Origin of the sequence: Prevotellamassilia timonensis, from assembly GCF_900106785.1 — a bacterium.
In the GTDB taxonomy this organism is placed as follows: Bacteria; Bacteroidota; Bacteroidia; order Bacteroidales; family Bacteroidaceae; genus Alloprevotella; species Alloprevotella timonensis.
Map to the genome: position 1 here is coordinate 87,208 of NZ_LT629834.1, position 22,913 is coordinate 110,120.

General features: G+C 54.7%; 19 protein-coding genes. 7 read left to right on the forward strand and 12 right to left on the reverse strand.

Annotated features, from left to right (window positions below; all coding sequences use genetic code 11):
- Window positions 1-7: 7 nt before the first annotated feature.
- Window positions 8-709 carry a T9SS type B sorting domain-containing protein gene (locus tag BQ5453_RS00630; protein ID WP_071121704.1) on the reverse strand — a complete coding sequence of 234 codons (702 nt, stop codon included), beginning with the start codon at window positions 707-709 and terminating at the stop codon, window positions 8-10.
- Between the two features lie 477 nt (window positions 710-1,186).
- Between BQ5453_RS00630 and BQ5453_RS00640 the strand changes: the two genes are divergently transcribed.
- The 3 genes from BQ5453_RS00640 to BQ5453_RS00650 all read left to right on the forward strand — a co-directional run bounded on the left by BQ5453_RS00640 (window position 1,187) and on the right by BQ5453_RS00650 (window position 3,441).
- A complete protein-coding gene (locus BQ5453_RS00640; RefSeq protein ID WP_083361069.1) occupies window positions 1,187-1,807 on the forward strand; it encodes a septal ring lytic transglycosylase RlpA family protein in 621 nt (206 codons plus the stop codon).
- A gap of 257 nt (window positions 1,808-2,064) precedes the next feature.
- A complete protein-coding gene (locus BQ5453_RS00645) occupies window positions 2,065-3,006 on the forward strand; it encodes an Rpn family recombination-promoting nuclease/putative transposase (RefSeq protein ID WP_071121706.1) in 942 nt (313 codons plus the stop codon).
- Between the two features lie 108 nt (window positions 3,007-3,114).
- Window positions 3,115-3,441, forward strand: coding sequence for an RpnC/YadD family protein (locus BQ5453_RS00650; RefSeq protein ID WP_071121707.1), 327 nt, complete (start codon window positions 3,115-3,117; stop codon window positions 3,439-3,441).
- A 219-nt stretch (window positions 3,442-3,660) separates the two neighbouring features.
- On the opposite strand, the gene BQ5453_RS00655 is transcribed toward BQ5453_RS00650, so the two are convergent.
- The 11 genes from BQ5453_RS00655 to trhA all read right to left on the reverse strand — a co-directional run bounded on the left by BQ5453_RS00655 (window position 3,661) and on the right by trhA (window position 17,036).
- Window positions 3,661-6,429, reverse strand: a complete 2,769-nt coding sequence (locus BQ5453_RS00655) for an alpha-2-macroglobulin family protein (RefSeq protein ID WP_143033240.1) — start codon at window positions 6,427-6,429, stop codon at window positions 3,661-3,663.
- Between the two features lie 163 nt (window positions 6,430-6,592).
- The gene (locus BQ5453_RS00660; RefSeq protein WP_071121709.1) at window positions 6,593-7,042 is read right to left on the reverse strand and encodes a GatB/YqeY domain-containing protein; all 450 of its coding nucleotides are present in this window, start codon (window positions 7,040-7,042) and stop codon (window positions 6,593-6,595) included.
- 50 nt (window positions 7,043-7,092) lie between these two features.
- Window positions 7,093-8,301 carry a cell division protein FtsZ gene (ftsZ, locus tag BQ5453_RS00665; RefSeq protein ID WP_071121710.1) on the reverse strand — a complete coding sequence of 403 codons (1,209 nt, stop codon included), beginning with the start codon at window positions 8,299-8,301 and terminating at the stop codon, window positions 7,093-7,095.
- A gap of 115 nt (window positions 8,302-8,416) precedes the next feature.
- On the reverse strand, window positions 8,417-9,742 hold the full coding sequence (gene ftsZ, locus BQ5453_RS00670) for a cell division protein FtsZ (protein ID WP_022102868.1): 1,326 nt from the start codon (window positions 9,740-9,742) through the stop codon (window positions 8,417-8,419).
- An 85-nt stretch (window positions 9,743-9,827) separates the two neighbouring features.
- Window positions 9,828-11,264 carry a cell division protein FtsA gene (ftsA, locus tag BQ5453_RS00675; RefSeq protein ID WP_071121711.1) on the reverse strand — a complete coding sequence of 479 codons (1,437 nt, stop codon included), beginning with the start codon at window positions 11,262-11,264 and terminating at the stop codon, window positions 9,828-9,830.
- A 41-nt stretch (window positions 11,265-11,305) separates the two neighbouring features.
- On the reverse strand, window positions 11,306-12,043 hold the full coding sequence (locus tag BQ5453_RS00680) for a cell division protein FtsQ/DivIB (protein ID WP_071121712.1): 738 nt from the start codon (window positions 12,041-12,043) through the stop codon (window positions 11,306-11,308).
- Between the two features lie 63 nt (window positions 12,044-12,106).
- Window positions 12,107-13,468 (reverse strand): UDP-N-acetylmuramate--L-alanine ligase, encoded by a 1,362-nt coding sequence (gene murC / locus BQ5453_RS00685; RefSeq protein WP_071121740.1) that lies wholly within the window; start codon window positions 13,466-13,468, stop codon window positions 12,107-12,109.
- A gap of 169 nt (window positions 13,469-13,637) precedes the next feature.
- On the reverse strand, window positions 13,638-14,753 hold the full coding sequence (murG, locus tag BQ5453_RS00690; RefSeq protein WP_071121713.1) for an undecaprenyldiphospho-muramoylpentapeptide beta-N-acetylglucosaminyltransferase: 1,116 nt from the start codon (window positions 14,751-14,753) through the stop codon (window positions 13,638-13,640).
- A 679-nt stretch (window positions 14,754-15,432) separates the two neighbouring features.
- Window positions 15,433-15,966 (reverse strand): LOG family protein, encoded by a 534-nt coding sequence (locus tag BQ5453_RS00695; RefSeq protein ID WP_071121714.1) that lies wholly within the window; start codon window positions 15,964-15,966, stop codon window positions 15,433-15,435.
- A 6-nt stretch (window positions 15,967-15,972) separates the two neighbouring features.
- Window positions 15,973-16,350 (reverse strand): RidA family protein, encoded by a 378-nt coding sequence (locus BQ5453_RS00700; RefSeq protein ID WP_022102874.1) that lies wholly within the window; start codon window positions 16,348-16,350, stop codon window positions 15,973-15,975.
- Window positions 16,351-16,403: 53 nt separating this feature from the next.
- The gene (gene trhA / locus BQ5453_RS00705) at window positions 16,404-17,036 is read right to left on the reverse strand and encodes a PAQR family membrane homeostasis protein TrhA (RefSeq protein WP_022102875.1); all 633 of its coding nucleotides are present in this window, start codon (window positions 17,034-17,036) and stop codon (window positions 16,404-16,406) included.
- Window positions 17,037-17,638: 602 nt separating this feature from the next.
- On the opposite strand from trhA, the gene sufC reads away from it, so the two are divergent.
- The 4 genes from sufC (at window position 17,639) to BQ5453_RS00725 (ending at window position 22,291) form a co-directional block, all read left to right on the forward strand.
- The gene (gene sufC / locus BQ5453_RS00710; protein WP_022102877.1) at window positions 17,639-18,397 is read left to right on the forward strand and encodes a Fe-S cluster assembly ATPase SufC; all 759 of its coding nucleotides are present in this window, start codon (window positions 17,639-17,641) and stop codon (window positions 18,395-18,397) included.
- Between the two features lie 3 nt (window positions 18,398-18,400).
- Window positions 18,401-19,777, forward strand: a complete 1,377-nt coding sequence (gene sufD / locus BQ5453_RS00715; RefSeq protein ID WP_317039433.1) for a Fe-S cluster assembly protein SufD — start codon at window positions 18,401-18,403, stop codon at window positions 19,775-19,777.
- A 605-nt stretch (window positions 19,778-20,382) separates the two neighbouring features.
- Window positions 20,383-21,597, forward strand: a complete 1,215-nt coding sequence (locus tag BQ5453_RS00720; RefSeq protein ID WP_071121715.1) for an aminotransferase class V-fold PLP-dependent enzyme — start codon at window positions 20,383-20,385, stop codon at window positions 21,595-21,597.
- Between the two features lie 109 nt (window positions 21,598-21,706).
- Window positions 21,707-22,291 (forward strand): ribonuclease HII, encoded by a 585-nt coding sequence (locus BQ5453_RS00725; protein WP_071121716.1) that lies wholly within the window; start codon window positions 21,707-21,709, stop codon window positions 22,289-22,291.
- The last annotated feature ends 622 nt before the right edge of the window (window positions 22,292-22,913 follow it).

Genomic DNA, 22,913 nt, shown 5'->3' on the forward strand with positions numbered 1-22,913 from the left:
TTTAGGTTTATTCTGTCGTCGTGCCGCTCTCGGTGTAACCGCGCAACACGTTTATCACCTTTTTGATGTTGTAGTGCTTGCCGTCGGCACCACGTGCCTGAATGTTGAGGTAGTATCCGCCATCGGGCACTGCATGGCCGGCGCTGCGACCGTCCCAACCGCCGGCAGGGTCGGTCCACTCATAGAGTTTCTTGCCCCAACGGTCGAACACCATGGCCTTGAACGACACGATGCTCTTGTACCCCTCCTTGACGCGGAACACGTCGTTGACACCATCGCCATTGGGAGTGAAGGCGTTCGGCACTTCGAGCTTTGACTCGGATATGGCTATGCTGAAAGGCTCGTCCATCTCGTAGGCTAGGGTGTCGGTGCCCTGCACAAAACTGACACGCAACTCGACGCTGAATGTGCCTGACTGCAAGAACTCATATTCGGTGTCTTGGTCGTAACGCACAAGGAATGGGGCTGTTTCGCCGCTGCGCGTGAAACGCCACTCGTAAAGGGAGGTGTAGTTGCCCGTGTGCTCGGGACAAGCCTTGAACGTGGCTTTGAACGGGGCAGAACCGTCGTATTGGGTCTCGCTCACCTCCTGCCCGTCATCGTCGGTGTAGGTCATGACGGGATTGGCGGTGGGCAGGTCATCGCTCTGCGCAGCTATGGCAATGATGCTGCACACTAACGTGAGCAAAAATGATATGAAGCGCTGCATAAGTGGTTGTATCTGATTAGAGGAATTGTCTTGAAATGCAAAAGTAATAAATTATGTGCAATATGTAAGCTGCGCACCCCCTAAATCTGTCAGAATGAAGCCTTATGAGCGTCTGAGATGCTTACAAATTTAATATTTAACATTCGGGGTTGCGGGGCGCTACTTTCGGTGGGTTGTTAAACACTTGTTAACCGTCTAAGAAGTGCCGACTCAGCCCATAAATACAAGGGGTCTGCAAGCTGGGAGCACGCAAAGGGGGACGCTTTTAGCAAGTCTTAAAAATGGGCCTTACAGAACGGCAATGTGGTGATAATCAAGGCGGAACACTTGCGCACCTCGTCAAAAATTCGTACCTTTGCACCCGTAAACCTCACGAGGCGGACATTTGGCAACCCTCCGGGCAAGCCGAAAGTCCCTTGGTGCATTTGCCGTTTTATCTGCAGATTCCGCTGCAAGCATCACAGGCTCAAAGGCAGTATGGCTAAACTGACCACTATTGGAGCCGGCGGCAATCCTCGTGGCAAAACTTATCAGATGACTATCAAACAAGTAATTCTTATCTTAGCAACTCTCGTAACATTCGCATTCCCCACAACCGCCGCTGCACAGCAGCATGGCAAAGCATCTTACTACAGCAACAGACTGCACGGACGCCGCACCAGCGACGGCTCGCGCTACCATAAAGACAGCCTCACATGCGCACACCGCACTCTGCCGTTCGGCACACTGCTCAAAGTGACTAACAAGAACAATGGCAAAGAGGTGGTGGTGAAGGTTACCGACCGCGGGCCTTTCGGCCACGGACGCGTGGTGGACCTCTCCATGGCCGCCGCACGCGAACTGGGCATGGTGGGTCATGGTGTGGCCTCGGTAAAGGTTGAACGCATCGGCACTGAAGGACAGGCCGCCGACGACAGACCTGCCGGACTGCCCGAAATGAAATATCTTGACCCCGCTACGGGCAGATACTACTCAATGAAGGAGTGGAAAGCACGTGGCGAGGAACGTCGAAAGCAGCAAGCACACTACCGCGTGCTCAACACTAAACTGACTGCTAAAAACGCAACAAGAACGTCTACACATAAACGCAACAAGTAGCATTCCGCTACACATTGTCCTTGTAGGTGGTGCACGGGCGCCTTACGCCTAAAACACCTACCCACAAGCAGCGGAATCTGACTCTTTATAATACAGCCTCTGCCCCACCACGGGCGGAGGCTTTCTTTTTGCACGGCTCACTGTCCCACAGGCTACCGAGGGGTGGACTAACAAGGGGGGCACTAAAGGCTGGACCGAGTTGCACAATATGCAAAATTGTACGTATATTTGCAGAAACAAACCTAACACCGCACATTATGGCCCGCTATATTAACCCTTTTACAGACTGGGGCTTCAAACACATTTTCGGACAAGAAATAACAAAGGACTTGCTCATCAGCTTTCTTAACGACTTATTCGAAGGTGAGTTTTGCATAGCCTCGCTCGAATTTAAGAACAACGAGCACATTGGCTTGACCGAGGATGCACGAAAAGTTATTTTCGACATCTACTGCACCACCAATGAAGGACGACACCTCATCATTGAAATGCAAAACCGCATGCAGGAGCATTTCATCGACCGCGCGCTCTACTACTCCTCACGTGCTATTATCACACAAGGGCAAAAGGGCGAATGGGACTACGAGCTGATGCCGGTCTATACCATCTGCTTCCTCAACTTTGAGGATGCGCACCTAAAAGAGCGCAAGTTCCGTACAGACCTTGTATTGGCTGACCGCGACACAGGACAGGCTGTTACCGACCACCTGCGCATTGTTTATTTAACGCTCCCATTATTTACGAAAAAGGAGCACGAGTGTAATAACGACTTTGAACGTTGGATATATGTATTGAAGAATATGAATGTATTTGAAAGAATGCCCTTCATGGCCAAGAATGCTGTGTTTCGCAAGTTGGCCGAAATCTCCGACATTACAGCACTGAGCAAAGAGGAACACGAGAAATACGACGAAAGTATCAAAATACTGCGCGACAATTATGCCACCTTCAAATTCGCCATAAAAGAGGGACACGACAAGGGGCGTGCTGAGGGACGTGCTGAGGGACGTGCTGAGGGACGTGCCGAGGGACGCGCTGAGGGACGTGCTGAGGGACGCGCTGAGGGACGCGCTGAGGGGCAAACTAAGGAGAAGAGGCAGATCGCACAAAACATGCTGAAAGAAGGCATGGCCGTCAGCCTTATATGCAAGATGACGGGACTTGACGAGCAAGAGGTTTTGAAACTCAAAGACGAGTAGCACAGACTACTGCCGAAAGGCCATGCACATCACATTATAACAAGGCGCCAACCATTTGTCGTACCCACCTCCACGCAGGAGGGGTACCGACAATATGTATTGAAGAATATGAATGTATTTGAAAGAATGCCCTTCATGGCCAAGAATGCTGTATTCCGCAAGTTGGCCGAAATCTCCGACATTACAGCACTGAGCAAAGAGGAACACGAGAAATACGATGAAAGCATCAAAATCCTGCGCGACAATTATGCTACCTTCAAATTCGCCATAAAAGAAGGACACGACAAGGGACGTATTGAGGGACGTGCTGAGGGGCAAACTAAGGAGAAGAAGCAGATCGCACAAAACATGCTGAAAGAAGGCATGGCCGTCAGCCTTATATGCAAAATGACGGGACTTGACGAGCAAGAGGTTTTGAAACTCAAAGACGAGTAGCACAGACTACTGCCGAAAGGCCATGCACATCACATTATAACAAGGCGCCAACCATTTGTCATACCCACCTTCACGCAGGGGGGGACCGACAAATGGTTGGCGCCTTGGGCTTTATTGTAATCCGCCATCACTTTATTGAGGAGAGGACGGCTGCACCTACACAATAGCGGCACACACGTCCAACATGGCACAATGTAACGTTACAATGTAGTTGGTGCATCAATTCCAACTGATGAATTTGCCATCGGCAGTGATGCCACGCACACTCACGTCAAGCGTCTGGCCGTTGTGCGAATTTGTAAAGAACACCACACTGGCACTGCCCTGTGCATCGCTGCATACGCGCGGTGCCCACATCAATGTGCGGCGTACATCGCGCTCCGAAGGCAAATCGAACTTGCGGTAGTTGGGCGAATAGAACTTTGTGGCCGGGCTAAAGCCTTGTATGTGGCGGTACTCGCGGCCCTTCTTGTTATTCGTGCGATAGGCATCGGGCATTTCGTAAATATATACCGCATAGCGGGCCCACGAGCCACGCACTTCGTCACCAGTTATGGCACTCTCGCGCTTATTGTCCTCGACAAAAGCTACCGACTTCGTATTCTCACAATCAACGCGCATCAGAGCCGAACCGATGTTGCGGGTCGTATCAACAAAGCAATTATTCATGTACACAAATATGACATGGCTGCCGTTGTTCTCATACGAGCCGCTAAACCAATTGTCGGCATAGCTGGCATCGCCCTTACGGTCGGCCGAGGCCCAAAAGTCTTCAGCGCTCTGCCCCTTTTCGCGTTGCACATTATCAAGCTCGTCAAGCAGCCGGGTGTCGTCCACCAAACCATAGCGGTCGTATTCCAGGTCAGTGCCGAGCAGCCTCAGCACGTCTACGAACTCCACCTTCGAGTCATAACCAAGGTCCTTGATGTGCTCCCACGTCTTTTGCACATTGATGTAGTGCTGCGTTTTCGACAAGCCATTACGCTCACCGCCGCCATAAGTATAGCGGTTACCCGTAAAGCCCTTGTACTTGCGTGCACGTGCCACAACTTCAGCCGTACCACTGATGTTCACCACCACGCGCTGCAGTGTGTCTTTCCATTCAAAGAGCCTGTCCTCAACAGGCGGCACACCCGCCGGCACCTGTGTGGGCTGATAAAGTGGCAGGTTCATCTGCGGGGCGAACAAGGGCCGCAAGCGCGGTTCAAACCAGCGGTCTATGGCCAGGCGGCTCCAACAGCGCTTGTTATTCTCGCGCAGACTGAATTGGGTGAGGTATTCGCCCACAAAGTCTACATTCGATTCAAAAGCAAAACACCCTTGGGCATCTGTCACAGTGGCGCCCTCTATGCCCTCGCCCGTAAGGGCATTGCCAGCATACCGGTAGCCACGCAGGTCGAGCGACACGCCGGCATAAGGTTCCCGCTTGTTGTTGTCGCGATAAACAGTGCCACGCACAATCAGTTTATCCTCAATAGGCTGCCGCAATTTGAACGTGTCGCGACCGCACATCACATCAAAAGTGTTAGCTTGCCACCCCTGCACCCGCAGCAGCAGGTCGAGCATGCGCCTGTGTGCCGCATCATTGCGCACAAAGTACAAGTCGGGGCGGTTGATATAGCCACGCACCTCCGAGGCAAGCAGCAAGTTGGCAGCCATACCCCCGTCGGCCGTTTGCGTTATGTTGCCCTGCTCATCGCGCACAGCCACCGACATCATGGCACCGCTCACCGGCCGCTTGTTGGCATCAACGGCCTTGATGGTGACAACAGCGGGCGAGAACGGGTCGTACTCGGCCGCATTCTGCCTCACGTCGAGCGTGGCCATGCGCAATGTGTCGGCATGGTCGAGTGGCACCCAAAACAAGCGGTTGGCAAGGCTGCGCCCGTCGGCACCAAACAGTTCGAGCCGATTCACGCCACCACGCAAAGCCCGCTGCGGCACAAGCAGCTCCACAGGCTCCACGCCCATCGTAAGGGTGTCAAAGTAGCACACATTCTCGCGGTTAAACACGGCCAGGCCGAGCAAGTTGTCAAGACGTGCCAACGAGTCGGAAGCCGTCACCACCACGTCGACCCCCTCAGCTGTCACATCAGCCGTCAGCGCATAGCCCTGCACCGCGTCGGGCAAAGGCAGTTGCTTTCGTTCGCCACCCTTCACTTTGCGCTGCACGTTGAGATGGTGGCCGCCCACCGTAGCATAGCCGTTGCCAAAACCGGCCGGCAAGTCAAAGTCGCCCATACCCTCATACTCAGGCTGGGCTGTAAGGGCGAGCGAGCCGTCGGCACGGTACACACTTATGGTGTCGTCTACCGGATTGCCGCGTCCGTCGGTCAACTTAAATGCCAGGCGCTGCCCCACCCCGCTGATGCGGTTTCCGCCCTCGGGGTAAAAGGTGAGCATGCGGTCGTCAGACTTTGTCATGGAATAAGGCCGCGGACAAGCCAGACTCAAGTGGGTGTTACGCTCAATACTGGGAATGTAGAGTTGCGTGATGTCGGCTTGTGCGGGCGCAACCGATTTCTTTTGAGGATTAGTGCCCACCGCAAACACCGGTATCACACGCGAGTAGCAAGCAGCCTCGCCCCAGTTCACCATTTCACGCGTGTAAGCCCGTATTTCGTAGTAGCCGGCATGCACAGGCATGGCCAGACTCATAGCACCGTCTGCCGTGCCCATACTGTCGAGTTTGAGCAGTTGTTTGCACATCTGTTGGCCGTCGGCATCATTCAGTTCAACATACAGCACGCGGCTGAGCGTAGTAGGCTTCAGCGACGAGGCGCGCACCACGTATGCCTTGTACCACAAGGTGTCGCCCTCAAGGTAGGCCGAATTGTCAAGGTGCAAATACACCTTCTCACGCGGAAAGTCATAGTCAAAGCGTGCCGCAGCCTTGAACTTTGCAAACAGGGCCTCCACATCGCTTGTTGGCTGCGCCTTGCCCACAAGTGCAAGCAGCAACATGACGGCAAATAATAGGTTCCTCATTGTCAGTATAAATAACGGAGTGACAAGTTGATAAGTTGATAAGTTGACAAGTTGACAAGTTAACGGGTTGACGGGTAAGTTTATATACGTTCCTTATAACACCACAAATAGTGCAAAACATACTTACCTGTCAACCCGTCAACTTATCAACTAACCCATCACATCAGCCCAGGAGCTGCTTTACGAGAGTCGAAATAGCCTTGCCATCGGCACGCCCGGCCAGTTTCTTGCTGGCCACGCCCATCACCTTGCCCATATCCTTCATGCTTGTGGCACCAGTTTCGGCAATGATAGACTTAATTTCGGCCTCCAGTTCCTCAGCGCTGAGTGCCTTGGGCAGATATTCCTCAATCACCGCAGCCTGAGCTTCCTCCTCCTCGGCCAGGTCCGGACGGCTCTGTTCGCGGTAGAGCGCAGCTGTGTCGCGGCCCTGCTTAGCCAGTTTCGACAAAATTTTGAGCGCGGTGGCGTCATCAAGCGTATCGTTGGCTCCCGGGGCAGTCTTAGCCTCGATAAAGAATTTCTTCACGTTGCGCAAGGCCTCAAGGCGCATTTTATCCTTAGCCTTCATCGCAGCAATAATGTCCTTACTTACCTTTTCAAATATGTCCATTTTTGCGTTGTGTATTTGTTATACATGCTATTTATCTTCGTGTCAGCGGCCTACCTGCGCGAGAGTTCGCTGATACTCTGCAAGCATTCAGCCGAGCGCTTGAAGGTAGGCACCTCCTCCACCTGTTTGAGCAGCGCCTCATTGTTGAGGTCATCATCGTTAAATATGTAGCAGCGAGCGCGTCGGCGCACCCGTGTCGATGTGCCATAGTAAACCGTGCGGCGCCCCAACTTATCAGCATCGTCAGCGTCAACCTCCAGTTTGTTGTTCCGCTCGCGTTTCTTCGTACCATACAGTCCAAAGCCCGAGGCTATAATAGTAATTTTGATAGTCTGCCCCAACTGCGGGTCAAAGGCCAGTCCCCACTTCGTTTCAATGTCCGAGTTAAAATGTCCCATAAAGGCATTTATCTCGTCCACCTCGCCCGTACGCAAGGTAGCACCATCATCGCTGCTCGTGGTGATGGCTATCAGTATATGGCTGGCGTCAAACACATCATTGTTGTTGAGCAGCGGCGAGTTGAGCGCATCATTGATAGCCCTCGTCACACGGTTCTCGCCCTCGGCATATCCCGTCGACATCACCGCCACACCGCCATTGCGCAGCGTCGTGTTCACGTCCTGGAAATCCAGGTTCACGCGGCCGTGCATCGAAATAATCTCGGTGATGGAGCTCACCGCCGTCGACAGCGTCTCGTCAGCCCGCTTAAAAGCATTGATAATGCTCAAGTCGCTGTAGATGTCACACAAGCGCTGGTTGTTAATCACCAGCATGGCGTCCACCTCCTTCGACAGCTTATCAAGGCCGTCGAGCGCCTTGTCAATCTGCTTTTCGCGTTCAAACAAAAACGGTATCGTCACAATGCCCACCGTCAGAATGCCCTTTTCACGAGCCGCATGCGCTATCACGGGCGAAGCCCCCGTACCTGTGCCACCGCCCATACCAGCCGTTACAAACACCATTTTGGTCTCATCGTCAAGCGCGGCGTTTATCTGGTCAAGACATTCGTTGGCCAGCGCGGCCCCACGTTCGGGGTCGCCCCCCGCCCCGAGTCCCGGTCCGAGTTGCAGGTGGTCAGGCACAATATTGTCGTCGAGTGCCTTCTTGTCGGTATTAGCCACAAGATAGCGCACCTCGGGTATGTTGTCGCGATACATCTGGCCCACGGCATTACCGCCGCCGCCGCCCACACCAATCACCTTGATAATGCGCGGTGTTGTCACATTCGCTATCTGTATCAATTCATCTTCCACTTCCATACTTTCCTGGTGTGTTTAACGTCATGGGCGCAACAAGGTTATAAAGCCGCACCTCATGCGCAGCATTATAACCTTGTACCTTACATATATATTGCCTTATGACGTAGTATTTACATTAAAAAGAGATTACCGAACCCGGCGCGGCGGCAGGTGCGGCAGCGTTCAGGCTCTCAGGCTCAATAGCCACATTGCTGTACGACTTAGCCTTGATGTCCGAGAGTGCCTCCTTTGAGCGCTTGTAAGTCGGTGTCAGCTCCACGAGCGAGATAATCTCCTCGTTGTCAAGGTCGTCAAGCCCAAACAAGAAGAAGCGCGGACGGCGGCGGAGCGTACCCTTCTTGTCGCCACCGTAAAAGTTAGAGCGGCGTTCCTCATTCTCCTCGTCCTTTTCAATCTCCATTTGTCGGCGGCTCTCAGCCTCAGCATCGAGCTTGCTCTTCATACCCGTCACATTGCTTATGCCAAAGCCTGTGGCCAGAATGGTTATCTTAACCTGCTTGCCCAGCGTCGGGTCAGTGTTCAAGCCCCACTTGGTCTCCACATCATCGTGGAACTTCGACATAAAGTCGTGCACCTCGTTCATCTCGTCCATCATGAGCGTGTCGCCCTCCTTTTCGGCGCAGAACGAGATAGAGAGCAGCACCTTCTTCGAGTTAAAGATATCGTTGTTGTTGAGCAGCGGTGAATGCAGCGCTGCCTCAATAGCCTTGCTCACACGGTTTTCGCCCTCGCCGTAGCCCGTCGACATGATAGCCACACCACCGTCCTTGAGCACGGTGCACACATCGCGGAAGTCGAGGTTGATAATACCGTGCATCGTAATAATCTCTGCTATTGAGCGTGCTGCGATGCTCAGCGTGTTGTCAGCCTTTTCAAAGGCCGAGAGCACATTGAGTTCGGGGTAAATCTCGCGCAGACGTTCGTTGTTGATAACCAGCAGCGCGTCGACATGCTTCGAAATCTCCTCCACACCGTCAAGCGCCTGGTCAATCTTCTTGTTACCTTCAAACAGGAAAGGAATGGTCACGATGCCCACCGTCAAGATGCCCATCGACTTAGCCTCGCGTGCAATGACAGGTGCGGCACCCGTACCCGTACCACCGCCCATACCGGCTGTGATAAACACCATTTTAGTACCATCGTTGAGCATGTTGTGAATTTGCTCCACGCTCTCCTCGGCCGCCTCGCGGGCCCTTGCCGGACGGTTACCGGCACCAAGTCCCTCCTTGCCTATTTGCAGGCGCACAGGCACTGGCGAGTCGGCCAGTGCCTTAGAGTCGGTGTTACACACCACAAAGTTCACATCGTGAATACCCTCACGGTACATGTGGTTAACGGCATTACCGCCGCCACCGCCCACACCGATAACCTTTATAATCGAAGGCGTGGTAGTAGGCACGCCCATATCTATCAACAAATCGTTGTTATTATCTTCTGCCATGACTTTCAGTCGTTGTTATGGGTGGTTCTAAAAACAGATTTTTTAGTTCCCCTTATGTTATACACAGTGCACACACGACGGTGTATCACGCATCGCTGTCCTCCTTCACCAGGTTGCCAAAGAAGTTGCTCATGCGCTTCCAGGAGTTCTTCCACTTGTTGCGGCGTTTCTTCTTAGCCTCCTCACGTTCCTTGCGCTCACGTTCGCGCTCCTCTATTTCGGCCTTGATGCGTGCTTCCTCCTCAGCCTTGCGTTGTGCTTCAGCCTCCTCAGCCTTTTTCTTGGCCTCGGCAGCAGCCAGTTCCTCAGCGCTCGGTTCGGGCTCTGTGTCCTTCGGTTCGTCAAACAAGTCGGGCTGGCCCAAAGTCCCGCCGCAACAGTTAATTTCACCCTTGTCAATAAGGGCTATCGCCGCATTGCAGTCGCCATCGTTGTTAAGACCGGGATAGTCGGGTGTGCGGAGCGGAATGCGAATGCTGCGCACGAAGCGTATCTTCTCAAACTTGGTGTCGCGTGTAAAAGCCTTGTCGATATTGCGAATGTTGGCAGCGCCACCCGTCACAATCAAGCCACCAATGAGCTGGCTCACGTCGTAGTTCGACAATGATATTTGGTTCTTCACGTTCAGTACAATCTCCTCAACGCGTGCCTCAACCAGACCCATAAATTCGTCGTACGGAATGGTACGTCCGTCGCGCAGGGCGATAGGCTTGTGCGCGTCAGTGTCGCTCTCCTGCACAGCCGAGCCATACTTCAGTTTGAGTTCTTCAGCCTCGTCGTCCTCAATCTGCAGCGACATGATGTCGCGGTTGATGTTGGCACCACCGAGCGGTATAACTGCCAAGTGGCGCAGCAAGTTGTTCTTGTACACCGCCACCGAGGTCGTTTCGGCACCCATGTCCACAAACACACAGCCCGAGCGCTTTTCGGGTTCGGTAAGCATAGAGTCGGCCAGTGCCTGCACGGTGATGGGCAGGTCGGCAATAGTCACCCCCGCCGTGCGGAAGCAGTTGCGTATCTCCTCGCGCACCGACGAGTTGGCCACGATGTTAAGGTAGTGTCCCTCAATGCTGTCGGCGAGTATGCCCACAGGGTCGATAGTAGTCTGCGCCCCCAGGTGGTACTCCTGCGGCACCGATTCAAGAATGTCGCGGTCGGCGCTGGCCGAAGTGCGGTTCTCGTCGCTGATGGCATCTACCATCTCCTGCGTAATCTCCACTTTCGAGTCAAAGTGGCGTGCCACCGTGTTGGCCACGGTGTGCATGCCCATACCGCCAATGCCCACATACACGCGGCTGATGCTCTTCTGCATCTTCTGCTCCAGCTTTTCACGCATGCTGATGATGCACTGCGTCATTTTGCTCACATTGTTGATGCGGCCCTTGCGTATGAAAGTGGTCGAAGGCTCCTGGGCGAAGGCAAGTACTTGAATGGCGCCGTCGGGCTGCTTGCGGCCTGCCACACCGGTCACCTTTGACGAGCCAAGCTCGATAGCTACTATAAAGTTGTCTTCTGTTGCCATTTATGTTGTTCGTTTTATTTTATACTAATGTAAGTTGGCGCTCACCCCTTTACGGGTTTGCGCCCCACTATCTGCGACACGTGTTCCACCGATATCTCGCTATACTTGTTCCACCCCACCTGGGGCAGCACCTTAGTGTAAAAGGTGTAAAGGTTGCGAAATTTGAGGCTGATGCTGTCCGTATCGCCAAAGTCAATAGTGTGTCCGCCCACACGCGGCACCAGCGTAAGGTGTTGCTGCGACGTCACATATATTTGTTCTATCTGATTGTTCCAAAAGGGGTCGTCGCGCAGAAAGTTGCCCAGTCGCACCAGTTGCTTCTGTGCAAAGGGGCGCGATATGCTGCCCGTGGCCACCACCAGGTCGGCCGAGTAGCCCTGCGGGTTCATGATATGTCCGTGTTCGTCGATGTAGTAATCATCGCCATTGTCGGCCATCACGCGCAGCAGCGGCAAGCGTTGCTGTATGAGCACATTCAGCACCCCGCCCGGCGACTTGTAGCACTGCACCGAGTCAATAAAGGAGTTGCGGCGGAGTGCTTGCTCTATGGCAGCCCCGTCCACCTTGTCCATTTGGCGCCCCACGGGGTACAGCCCCGAGTTGCGCAGCAGACGGTCGGCCTCCTCGGCCGTGATAAAGCCCGCGTGCGAGCTGTCGGCCACCGTAAAGTTCACTTGCCGGCACGTTGTGGTGTCGGCATGCGAGCTAAAATCGACAAAGGCAAAACACAGATAGACTATGATGCCCACCAAGAGTATGAGTTTGATAAACGTCTTCACCGCAATATGCTGTTGAGAGTTGTGGCGGCGCCCACACACAGAGGCTGTGCCCTGCGCGCCCCACTACTTGTGTTCGAGTATCTCCTTAATTTGCGGCACATAATCCACCGCATCACCGGCACCGAGCACTATCAGCACATCAAAGTCGTGCGACTTGACAAAGGCGGGAATGTCCTTCTTCTCTATCAAATGCTTCTCTATGCCCGGACGCAAATTGTCGTAAATAATCTGGCTCGTAATGCCAGGTATGGGCTTCTCGCGTGCCGGATAAATCTCTGTCAGTATCACCTCGTCCAACAGCGAGAGGCTGTCGGCAAAGTCCTTATAAAAATCGCGCGTACGCGTGTAAAGGTGCGGTTGGAAGATGGCCGCAATTTTGCGTCCGTCAAACACCTCGCGTATGCTCAGAATGCTCTGCTTTATTTCGGCCGGGTGGTGTGCATAGTCCGACAGCAGCACGTGCTTGTCGTTTTTCAGTGCAAAGTCAAAACGGCGGTCCACACCGGCAAACGATGCCATGCCGCGGCGTATTTCGTCGGCCGTGGCACCGGCCAGCTGGGCCAGGGCCATGGCAGCAATGCCATTGTCGATGTTGATGCTCACCGGCACACCAAGCTCAATGTTGGCTATGTTCTCAATGGGCGACACGAGGTCGAACACGATGTGTCCGCCGCCAATGCGTATGTTCTCGGCATGAAAATCGCCCTCCGTGCGGTCGTAAGTGTACACGCGCACACCCTCCTGCGGGTTGGACTGCATTTTGAGTCCGCGGTGAATAATGAGCGCGCCACCCGGCTGGATAAGCTCGGTGTAGTGGCGGAAACTCTCAAGATAAGCCTCCTCGGTGCCGTAAATGTCGAGGTGGTCGGCATCGGTTGCCGTAATAACTGTGGCATACGGGCGCAAGTGGTGGAACGAGCGGTCAAACTCGTCGGCCTCTATCACCACATAGGGCGACGTCTTGCTCAGCAAGTAGTTGGTGCCATAGTTCTTGGTTATGCCGCCAAGAAAGGCGTTGCAGCCCACGTGGCTCTCGTGCAGCAGGTGTGCCGTCATCGAGGTGGTGGTAGTCTTGCCATGCGTGCCGGCCACGCAGAGGCCCTTCATTGAGCGTGTGAGGGTGCCGAGCACCTGCGCACGCTTCTGTATGTCAAATCCGTTCTCGCGGAAGTAGGTCAGTTCCTTGTGTGTGGCAGGAATGGCGGGTGTATAAACCACCAGTGTCTCTGCCTTGTCACGACAAGCCTCGGGTATGAGGTCGGGATTGTCCTCATAGTGTATGTCAGCGCCCTCGGCTCTGAGTTCTTCAGTCAGTTCGCAAGCTGTGCGGTCGTAACCGGCCACCACCAAACCTTGTGACAGAAAATAGCGCTCCAGGGCGCTCATGCCGATGCCACCTGCACCGACGAAGTATACTGATTTCATTGTGGTGTTTGCTATATGAATGTGTGTGTTGGGCGCATTCCACAGCGGGGCCGGCCTTAGCAATGATGCAAAGCCCCGGCCCGGGATATTGGAAATGGCTCGACTGGTAATCTTGTATTGTCAGGCGTTCGTACGTACCATGTGTGTGGCAGCCGCCACGCCCCTCGGTTTATTTGCCCTCAGCCAGTTTTATCACCTCATCGGCTATGTCGGACGCGGCATTTGGACGCGCCAGCTGTATGATGTTGTGACTCAGCGATTCAAGCTTTTCGTGGTCGGCCACGGTATTGATGGCCAGCGGCAACAGGGTGCGGCGTGCCTCGGCGTCGGGCACGTAGAGTGCAGCGTTTTTCTGCACAAGCGCCAGGGCGTTTTTGGTTTGATGGTCCTCGGCCACATTGGGCGATGGCACCAGTATCACGGGTTTGCCTAACAGACAGAACTCTGATATGCTGCCGGCTCCGGCACGTGAAATCACGAGATCGGCGGCGGCATAAGCCTGTTTCATGTCGGCTATAAAGTCCATCACCTTCAGGTTGTCAGGACAGCCGCGACGGTCGAGCTCCTCCTTGATGGCACTGCTGTAGTACTTGCCCGTTTGCCACACAAACTGCACATTGCTCTGCTGCTTGACAAGGGGCAGATTGCCCAGTATGCTCTCGTTGAGGGTGCGTGCACCGAGCGAACCGCCAATCACCAGTATGGTGCGTTTGCCCGGCACCAGGCCGAAGCTGCGCACGGCATCGTCCTTCTGCACCGTACCCTCGAGCAGGTTCTGGCGCACGGGATTTCCCGTAAAGAGTATTTTGTCGGCAGGGAAGAAACGCGACATGCCGTCGTAAGCCACACATATCTTGCGTGCCTTTTTGGCAAGCAGTTTGTTGGTCACGCCGGCATAAGAGTTCTGCTCTTGCAACAAAGTGGGTATGCCCATGCTTTCGGCCACATTGAGTGTGGGCCCGCTGGCATAGCCGCCCACGCCTACTGCCACCTGCGGACGGAAGTCGCGCAAGATGCGGCGCGCCATGCGGCGGCTTTCCAGTATTTTGAACAGCACGGGTATGTTCTTCAACAAATTTTTGCGATTAAAGCCGGCTATGGGCAGTCCCTTGATGGGGTAGCCTGCTGCTGGCACACGCTGCATTTCCATACGTCCCTCAGCGCCTACAAAAAGTATCTTGGCATCGGGGCGTTTGGCCTTTATTTCGTTGGCGATGGACACGGCCGGAAAGATGTGGCCTCCAGTACCTCCACCGCTGATGATGACTCTCAATTCGTCGTTCATAGGTCGTCACTATATAGTACAGCGCAAATTTAGCACTTTTTTTGGTGTTGACACTTATTTGCTGCCACGTTTTTGATAAAAAAATTGCACGTGATAGGGAATGTGCCAATGTGGGAATGTGGTAATGTGTTAAATGTTTGGTAATGTGGTGATATGCGCAATGGACTAATGTGCTGACACCGTAGCGCTACTTGGCAGCCGCTAACGCAGAAGTTTAGAGTGTTTAACGGCTGTTCGCCGTTGCGCTTACCGCGGTAACATAAGAACATAAGCTACATAAGAAACATAATTTGGACGTCCGGGAACTGCGTTCCCAGACTTTAAGAAACATAAGGGCTGGCGCCGTAGCGTAGCTTGGCAACCGCTAACGCGGGAAACAAAAGAACATAAGAACATAAGGCCGCTGCGCGGCTGACAGCCACGGACTGATGTCTGCGTGGCTCAAGAACATAAGGGCTGACGCCGTAGTATTACAAGTTGTAGCGCTACGGCGTCAGCCCTTATGTTTCTTAAAGTCTGAGGCGAAGTCTCAGACGCCCAAATTATGTTTCTTATGTGGCTTATGTTCTTATGTTACCGCGGTAAGCGCAACGGCGAACAGCCGTTAAACACTCCAAACCTCCGCGTTAGCGGCTGCCAAGGAACGCTACGGCGTCAGCCCATTACCACATTGACTGCCTCAGAGCAGTGCCCTCAGCTCGTCAATGCTCGTAGCCACGCTGTAGTAGTCGGCCGGCTGGCCGCTCACAAGTCCCTGTGCAAACAGGTTGTCAAGCGCTGCAAGCACAGCGTCCCAACAGCCGTCCACATTGTAGAACACCAACGGCTGGCGGCATATACCTATCACCGTGTTGGCCATGACGGTAAACACCTCGTCGAGCGTGCCTATGCCACCCGGAAGGGCCACAAGCACATCGCTCTCGCGGTTCATCATCTGCTTGCGGTCGCTCAGGTCAACACACCTGAAGGTCACGTCCACCGCATCGCTCACAAGACCGCGTTGCTCAATGATTTCGGGCACCATGCCGTACACACGGCCGCCACTGGCCTTGACGCTCTGCGCCAGCACCTCCATCAATCCTTTGCGCGCACCGCCATACACCAGCGTGCGCCCCGTGCTGCCTATGAGGTGGCCCACCTGGCGGGCGGCCTCAACATAGCTGGCGGGCAGATTGTCCTTCGACGAGAGATAAACACCAATCTTCTGTGCCATACCGCGTCACTTTACGGCAATGCACTCTATTTCGATGCGGGCATTTTTGGGCAGCGTCTTGACAGCCACAGCCGAGCGTGCGGGGAAGGGTGCTTCAAAAAATTGGGCATACACTTCGTTCATCTCGGCAAAGTCGTTCATGTCGGCCAGGAACACACTGGTTTTCACCACATTGCCCATAGTAAGTCCAGCTTGTTCGAGTATGTGCTTGATGTTGGTGAGCGACTGGCGTGTAAGCTCCTTTATGCCGCCTTCGGCAAAGGCGCCCGTAGCGGGGTCGATGGGCAGCTGGCCTGATACGTATACTGTGCCGCCGGCCTCAATGGCCTGGCTGTAAGGACCGATGGCCGCAGGGGCCTGGGTGGTTGATATTGCTGATTTCATAAAATATGTTTGATAAATTAGTAAACGCGATTGACAGTGCAGGCGCAGCCGCCTCAACTCAAAATGAAGAGTATGGCCAGCCAATGGGCCACCGAACCGAGGAGCACAAATATGTGCCACACACCGTGGTAGTAGGGACGGCTGTCGTGGGCAAAAAAGTAGGTACCCGAGGTATAGAAAAACCCTTCAGCACCAAGGCTTACGAGGGCCGGCGTTGAGATGCGTGTGCACACGGGTTCGGCAATGAACACAAAGGTCCAGCCCATAACCAGATAGATGAGCAGCGACAAGCGCGGCCAGCGCCCCATGGCAGTGATTTTGTACACCGCACCGCCCAAGGCCACCGCCCACAGCAGACCGAACACGGTCCAGCCCAAGGCACCGCCCACCACACCGATGCAGATGGGGGTGTACGAGGCGGCTATCATCACGTAGATGCTGATGTGGTCGAGCACACGCAGCCGCCGCTTGCCGTGGCCGGGCAGCCACCAGTGGTAAAGGGTGCTGGCGGCGTACATGAGCAGCATGCCACAGGTAAAGAAGGTGGTGCCGAAGGCGTTTTTCCAGCCACTGCCCCACCCCAAGCGCAATATCACCCAGGCAGCTGCCAGGGTGAACACCACACCACCCAGGTGGGTGAGGGTGTTGAAGCGTTCTTCGCTTGTTCGTTTGCCCAGTGTGTTCATGTTGCAAAGGTAGCGTTTTAATTGTAATCTGCACGGCACGGCACCACAAAAAAAGCGCGTCTGCCACCGTGCCCGCCTCACTCCCTCCGTGCGTGCGGCACACAGCTGCGCCACGCTGGAGAAAAACGCTCACGGGAGACCGATTTTTTCGTTTCTCCAGCCCGGATTTCTACCTCGCACGACTGTTTTTTCTACCTCCCGTTGCAGTGCATGCGGCATGGTGTGGCAGATGGCTAATTTTGGGGGCTGGTTCTGCCTTTCTCACCGCACAAAATTGCCTGAAAATTATTATCACTTTGATTATCACCTTAATTGTCACCTTGAAACCCTGTTAAAACATTTGATTATCAATACGTTGCACGATTGCAGATTTCCAAAATTGTCACCTTGATTGTCACCTTAATTGTCAACAATAAGAATAAGATTACAAAGAAGAAGAGTTAGGGGGTGTGGGGTGAGATGCGCGCTGACGCGCTCACGCCCGCGAAAAGGGCGGCAAAAATTGCAGCTGTCTGAAAAAAAATTGCTACATTTGCTACCTAATCGGGCCGCAGGCTGCCAAACGGGCCGCGGCCACTACCAAACCGACACAAAACAACATCATGCTTGAAATAAAAAACCTCCATGCCTCGGTTGAAGGCAAAGAAATTCTGCGCGGCGTAAACCTCACCATTCGCGATGGCGAGGTGCACGTGCTCATGGGCCCCAACGGCTCGGGCAAAAGCACACTGAGCAACGTGCTGGTGGGCAACCCCAAATACGAGGTGACCGAAGGATCGATTACCTTCAACGGCAAGGACCTGCTGGCACTGCCGCCCGAGGACCGTGCCCACGAGGGTGTGTTCATGTCGTTCCAGGCCCCCACCGAAATTCCCGGTGTATCGATGACCAACTTCATGCGTGCCGCCCTCAACGCCAAACGCAAGTATTTCGGGCAGGAGCCCATACCGGCCGGCGAATTTCTGAAACTGCTCAAGGAGAAACGCAAACTCGTGGGACTCGACGCGCACTTTATGAGCCGAGGGGTGAACGAGGGTTTTTCGGGCGGTGAACGCAAACGCAACGAGATATTCCAGATGGCGGTGCTCGAACCCACCTTCTCCATTCTCGACGAGACGGACTCGGGCCTCGACGTGGACGCACTGCGCATTGTAGCCGAGGGCTTCAACATGCTGCGCACCCCGCAGACAAGTGCCATGGTCATTACGCACTACCAGCGCATGCTCGACTACCTCAAGCCCGACTTTGTGCACGTGCTGGTGAAGGGCCGCATCGTGAAGGACGGCACGGCCAGCCTTGGCTACGAAATTGAAGACAAGGGCTTTGACTGGATTGTTAACAGCTTGACTGAGGAGGCATAAGGCATGATGGAGAGTCACAAACAATACACTGGCATTTACCGCACCCACCGCGACATGGTGGACGACGGCAGCAACGCGGTGATGAACAGCCACCGCGAGGCAGCGGCCGCCCAGCTCGACCTGCAAGGACTGCCCACTACCAAGGTGGAGCGCTACAAGTACACCGACGCCGAGGCGGCCTTTGCGCCCGACTACGGGCTTAACCTGCGCCGCCTGGCTCCAGGGGCCGACCCTTACGCCACCTTCAAGTGCAATGTGCCGAACCTGAGCACATCGCTCTTCTTCGTGGTGAACGATGTGCCTTGTGCCGCACCGCAGAGCTCGCGGGCACTGCTGCCCGAGGGGGTGATGGTGTGTACGCTGAACGAGGCGGCACAGCACCACGCCGACATTGTGGAGCGATACTACAACCGCGCTGCGGCTACCGACCGCGACTTCAGGACGGGGCACGACGGGGTGACACTGCTCAACACCATGCTGGCACAGGACGGCATGCTGATTTACCTGCCCGAGGGCTGCCGGCTGAAGGTGCCCATACAGGTGGTGAACGTGGCATCGGCCAAGGCCGACATGATGAGCGTGCGCCGCATTGTGGTGGTGGCCGGACGGGGGGCCAAGGGCTCGGTGCTGCTGTGCGACCACGCTGAGGGCGAGGGACGCTACCTTACCACCCAGGTGGCCGAGGTGTATGCCGAGGAGGGGGCTGAACTCAATGTTTACAGCATTGAGGAGACTAACGCCCGCACCACGCGCTTTTCGACCATCTACGTGGAGCAGCAGGCTAACAGCCGCTTTAGCTACGACGGCATTGCACTGACGTGCGGACAGAGCCGCAACCGGCTCGACGTGCGCTTGCGCGGCGAGGGGGCTACGGCGGAAATGTACGGGGCGGTGATTGCCGACAGCGAACAGCGTGCCGACAACAACATTGTGGTGGAACACCTGGCGCCAAAGTGTACGAGCGACATGCTCTACAAGTATGTGCTTGGCGGCCACAGCACGGGGGCTTTTGCCGGCAAGGTGTATGTGGCACCGGGGGCTCAGCAAACGGCCTCGGAGCAGACTAACGCCAACTTGTGCGCTTCGCCCACAGCACGTGCCTACAGCCAGCCCATGCTTGAGATTTATGCCGACGACGTGAAGTGTAACCACGGCTCGACGATTGGCAAACTTGACGAGGGGGCGCTCTTCTACATGCGTCAGCGCGGCATTCCCGAGGCGGAGGCGCGCTTGTTGTTGCAGCATGCCTTTGTCAACGAGGTGTTGCGCCATGTGGACATTGAACACTTGCACGACCGCCTCTCACACTTGGTTGAGATGCGTTTCCGCGGCGAACTGGGCAGCCAATGCCACGGGTGCCGGGGGTGCGGCAAGAAATAAATCACCGAAGTTTCGGATTTAGCAAGTGCGGGCTGAAGGCCCAAGTATTTACTCAGCCCAGGGCAACGCCCTGGGTAAAATTGAGCAAGGTTGTGACGCCCTGTAAGGGCAGAAGTAGAAAAACTTCATCATACTTTTGCCCTTACAGGGCGTCACTTTTCCTCTTGATGATAACCCAAGGCGCTGCCTTGGGCTATGGAATTCATTGGGCTTTCAGCCCGCCCTTGCTAAATCCGAAAGTTGAATATAACAAACGTGCTACTACCGATAACAGCCAAACAAAATGACAATGCCCCTATTCTTTGCTATACTATCAAGTATCGTTTTTGCAGGATTCGGCGTTTACGTCTACTTTTATGGCGACACTGATTCCAACGGGCGTAAGCATCATGCCGAACAATCTTGAAAAGTAAACATGCGAATGGACTCAAGCGCCAAACGCTACCACTAATGGTGGCGACGCGTCCCGCGTCGGGAAAAATGCAGCTATATTTAATAGCGTCCGTATTTTTCACCTTTTCCTATCCCGACGCGAGACGCGTCGCCCCCATTAGTGCTTGCGTTTTTTGCAGCACGTTTCAGGCAACTTAAATACATTTCGATACATGTACGACATCAACACAGTCCGCAAGGATTTTCCCATACTTGGCCGCGAGGTGTACAAACGGCCGTTGGTGTACCTTGACAACGCGGCTACCACACAGAAGCCGCGCTGCGTGGTCGAGGCCATAGCCAACGAATACTATTCGGTGAACGCCAATGTGCACCGCGGGGTGCACTTTCTGTCGCAGCAGGCTACCGACCTGCACGAGGCGGCCCGCGAAACGGTGCGCCGCTTTATCAACGCACGCGATGTGGCTGAGGTGGTGTTTACACGCGGCACTACCGAGAGCCTCAACCTGGTGGCAAGCTCGTATGGCGAGGCTTTTCTGCACGAGGGCGACGAGGTGATTGTGACGGTGATGGAACACCACAGCGACATTGTGCCCTGGCAACTGCTGCGCGAGCGCAAGGGCATTGTGCTGAAGGTGGTGCCTATGACCGACGAGGGGGTGCTCGATCTCGATGCCTATGAGCAGCTGTTCACTCCGCGCACACGGCTGGTGTGTGTGGCTCATGTGAGCAATGTGCTCGGCACGGTGAACCCGGTGAAGCGCATGGCGGAGATTGCCCACGCGCACGGGGCGCACATACTGGTGGACGGGGCGCAGAGTGTGCCGCACTTCAAGGTGGACGTGCAGGACATTGGTTGCGACTTTATGGTGTTCAGCGGGCATAAGGTGTATGGCCCCACGGGCATCGGTGTGCTTTACGGCCGCGAAGACTTGCTCGACCGCATGCCGCCCTACCAGGGTGGCGGCGAAATGATAGCACGCGTTACGTTTGAGCATACTACCTACGAGCGTCTGCCTTTCAAGTTTGAGGCTGGCACGCCCGACTATGTGGGCAGTCATGCGCTGGCTGTGGCGCTCGACTATGTGTCGGCCCTGGGCATGGACCACATTCACGCCCACGAGCGTGCACTGACGCAGTATGCCATGGAGCAGATGCAGGCCATTGAGGGCATGCACTTGTTTGGCACCGCTCCCGGCAAGGACGCTGTGGTGGCCTTTAACGTAGGAAACATTCACCCGCTCGACCTTGGCACACTGCTCGACCGCCTGGGCATTGCTATTCGCACTGGTCACCATTGTGCGCAGCCGCTCATGCAGCGCTGTGGCGTGGAGGGCATGGCGCGTGCCTCGTTTGCGCTGTACAACACGCGCGAGGAGGTGGACGCTCTGGTGCAGGGCATTGACCGTGTGCGCAAGATGTTTTAGTTTTTTGAGTTGACGGGGTGACCGGTTAACAAGTTAACAGGTATGACACTCTTACCTGTCAACCCGTTAACCTGTCAACCCGTTAACCAATCCCCCTATCCCCCTAACTATGCTTTTACCCATATTCAACACGCAAGGACTTATTGAAGCTGGCTGCGACGAGGCCGGACGTGGCTGTCTGGCAGGCAGTGTGTATGCCGCAGCGGTGATACTGCCACCTGGCTACACCAACGATGAACTGAACGACTCTAAAAAGCTCTCGGCAAAGCGCCGCTATGCCTTGCGCGAGGTGATAGAGCGCGATGCAGTGGCTTGGGCCGTGGGGGTGGCGACGGCAGCGGAAATTGACGAGATTAACATTCTGAACGCGTCGATACTGGCCATGCACCGCGCGCTTGACAAACTGGCGGTACGTCCTGAATTTGTGATTGTGGACGGCAACCGCTTTAAGCCGTACCACGATGTGCCGCACCAAACGATTGTGAAGGGTGACGGCAAGTATCTGGCCATTGCGGCGGCCTCTATCCTGGCCAAGACGTACCGCGATGACTATATGCACGAATTGCACAAGGAGTTTCCTTACTATGGTTGGGACCGCAATGCGGGATACCCTACCAAGCAGCACCGCGAGGGGATTGCCGAACACGGACTGACGCCGTATCACAGGCTGACGTTTGCAAGCGGTGCACGATAATATGCTGATGGGGTAATGTGCTAAACTCAAACTCCAAACGCTACCTCTAATGGGGGCGACGCGTCCCGCGTCGGGAAAATAAGGCAATGTTCATACACTAAATAAAGGCTCACAGACAGCAGTATCTACACTTCTGTCTGTGAGCCTTTGCCTTTATTCCCGACGCGAGACGCGTCGCCCCCATTAGAGGTAGCGTTTTCTATCAGATTGACAGGGTAAGCGGATTTGAAGCCAAGGAAAGAACTGTTATGCCAGGGAATTGCGCTCTAATGGGGGCGACGCGTCTCGCGTCGGGAAAATAAGGCAATGTTCATACACTAAATAAAGGCTCACAGACAGCAGTATTTACACTTCTGTCTGTGAGCCTTTCCTTAATGCCCCGACGCGAGACGCGTCGCCCCATTAGTGGTAGCGTTTTCTATCAGATTGACAGGGTAAGCGGATTTGAAGCCAAGGAAAGAACTGTTATGCCAGGGTATTGCGCTCTAATGGGGGGCGACGCGTCCCGCGTCGGGCATTAAGGCAAAGGCTCACAGACAGAAGTGTAATTACTGCTGTCTGTGAGCCTTAATTTAGTGTATGAACATTGCCTTAATGCCCCGACGCGGGACGCGTCGCCCCC

Coding starts and splice junctions, on each gene's coding strand:
- BQ5453_RS00630 (WP_071121704.1), bottom strand. CDS start 709: ATGCAGCGCTTCATATCATTTTTGCTCACGTTAGTGTGCAGCATCATT.
- BQ5453_RS00640 (WP_083361069.1), top strand. CDS start 1,187: ATGGCTAAACTGACCACTATTGGAGCCGGCGGCAATCCTCGTGGCAAA.
- BQ5453_RS00645 (WP_071121706.1), top strand. CDS start 2,065: ATGGCCCGCTATATTAACCCTTTTACAGACTGGGGCTTCAAACACATT.
- BQ5453_RS00650 (WP_071121707.1), top strand. CDS start 3,115: ATGAATGTATTTGAAAGAATGCCCTTCATGGCCAAGAATGCTGTATTC.
- BQ5453_RS00655 (WP_143033240.1), bottom strand. CDS start 6,429: ATGAGGAACCTATTATTTGCCGTCATGTTGCTGCTTGCACTTGTGGGC.
- BQ5453_RS00660 (WP_071121709.1), bottom strand. CDS start 7,042: ATGGACATATTTGAAAAGGTAAGTAAGGACATTATTGCTGCGATGAAG.
- ftsZ (WP_071121710.1), bottom strand. CDS start 8,301: ATGGAAGTGGAAGATGAATTGATACAGATAGCGAATGTGACAACACCG.
- ftsZ (WP_022102868.1), bottom strand. CDS start 9,742: ATGGCAGAAGATAATAACAACGATTTGTTGATAGATATGGGCGTGCCT.
- ftsA (WP_071121711.1), bottom strand. CDS start 11,264: ATGGCAACAGAAGACAACTTTATAGTAGCTATCGAGCTTGGCTCGTCA.
- murC (WP_071121740.1), bottom strand. CDS start 13,468: ATGAAATCAGTATACTTCGTCGGTGCAGGTGGCATCGGCATGAGCGCC.
- murG (WP_071121713.1), bottom strand. CDS start 14,753: ATGAACGACGAATTGAGAGTCATCATCAGCGGTGGAGGTACTGGAGGC.
- BQ5453_RS00695 (WP_071121714.1), bottom strand. CDS start 15,966: ATGGCACAGAAGATTGGTGTTTATCTCTCGTCGAAGGACAATCTGCCC.
- BQ5453_RS00700 (WP_022102874.1), bottom strand. CDS start 16,350: ATGAAATCAGCAATATCAACCACCCAGGCCCCTGCGGCCATCGGTCCT.
- trhA (WP_022102875.1), bottom strand. CDS start 17,036: ATGAACACACTGGGCAAACGAACAAGCGAAGAACGCTTCAACACCCTC.
- sufC (WP_022102877.1), top strand. CDS start 17,639: ATGCTTGAAATAAAAAACCTCCATGCCTCGGTTGAAGGCAAAGAAATT.
- sufD (WP_317039433.1), top strand. CDS start 18,401: ATGATGGAGAGTCACAAACAATACACTGGCATTTACCGCACCCACCGC.
- BQ5453_RS00720 (WP_071121715.1), top strand. CDS start 20,383: ATGTACGACATCAACACAGTCCGCAAGGATTTTCCCATACTTGGCCGC.
- BQ5453_RS00725 (WP_071121716.1), top strand. CDS start 21,707: ATGCTTTTACCCATATTCAACACGCAAGGACTTATTGAAGCTGGCTGC.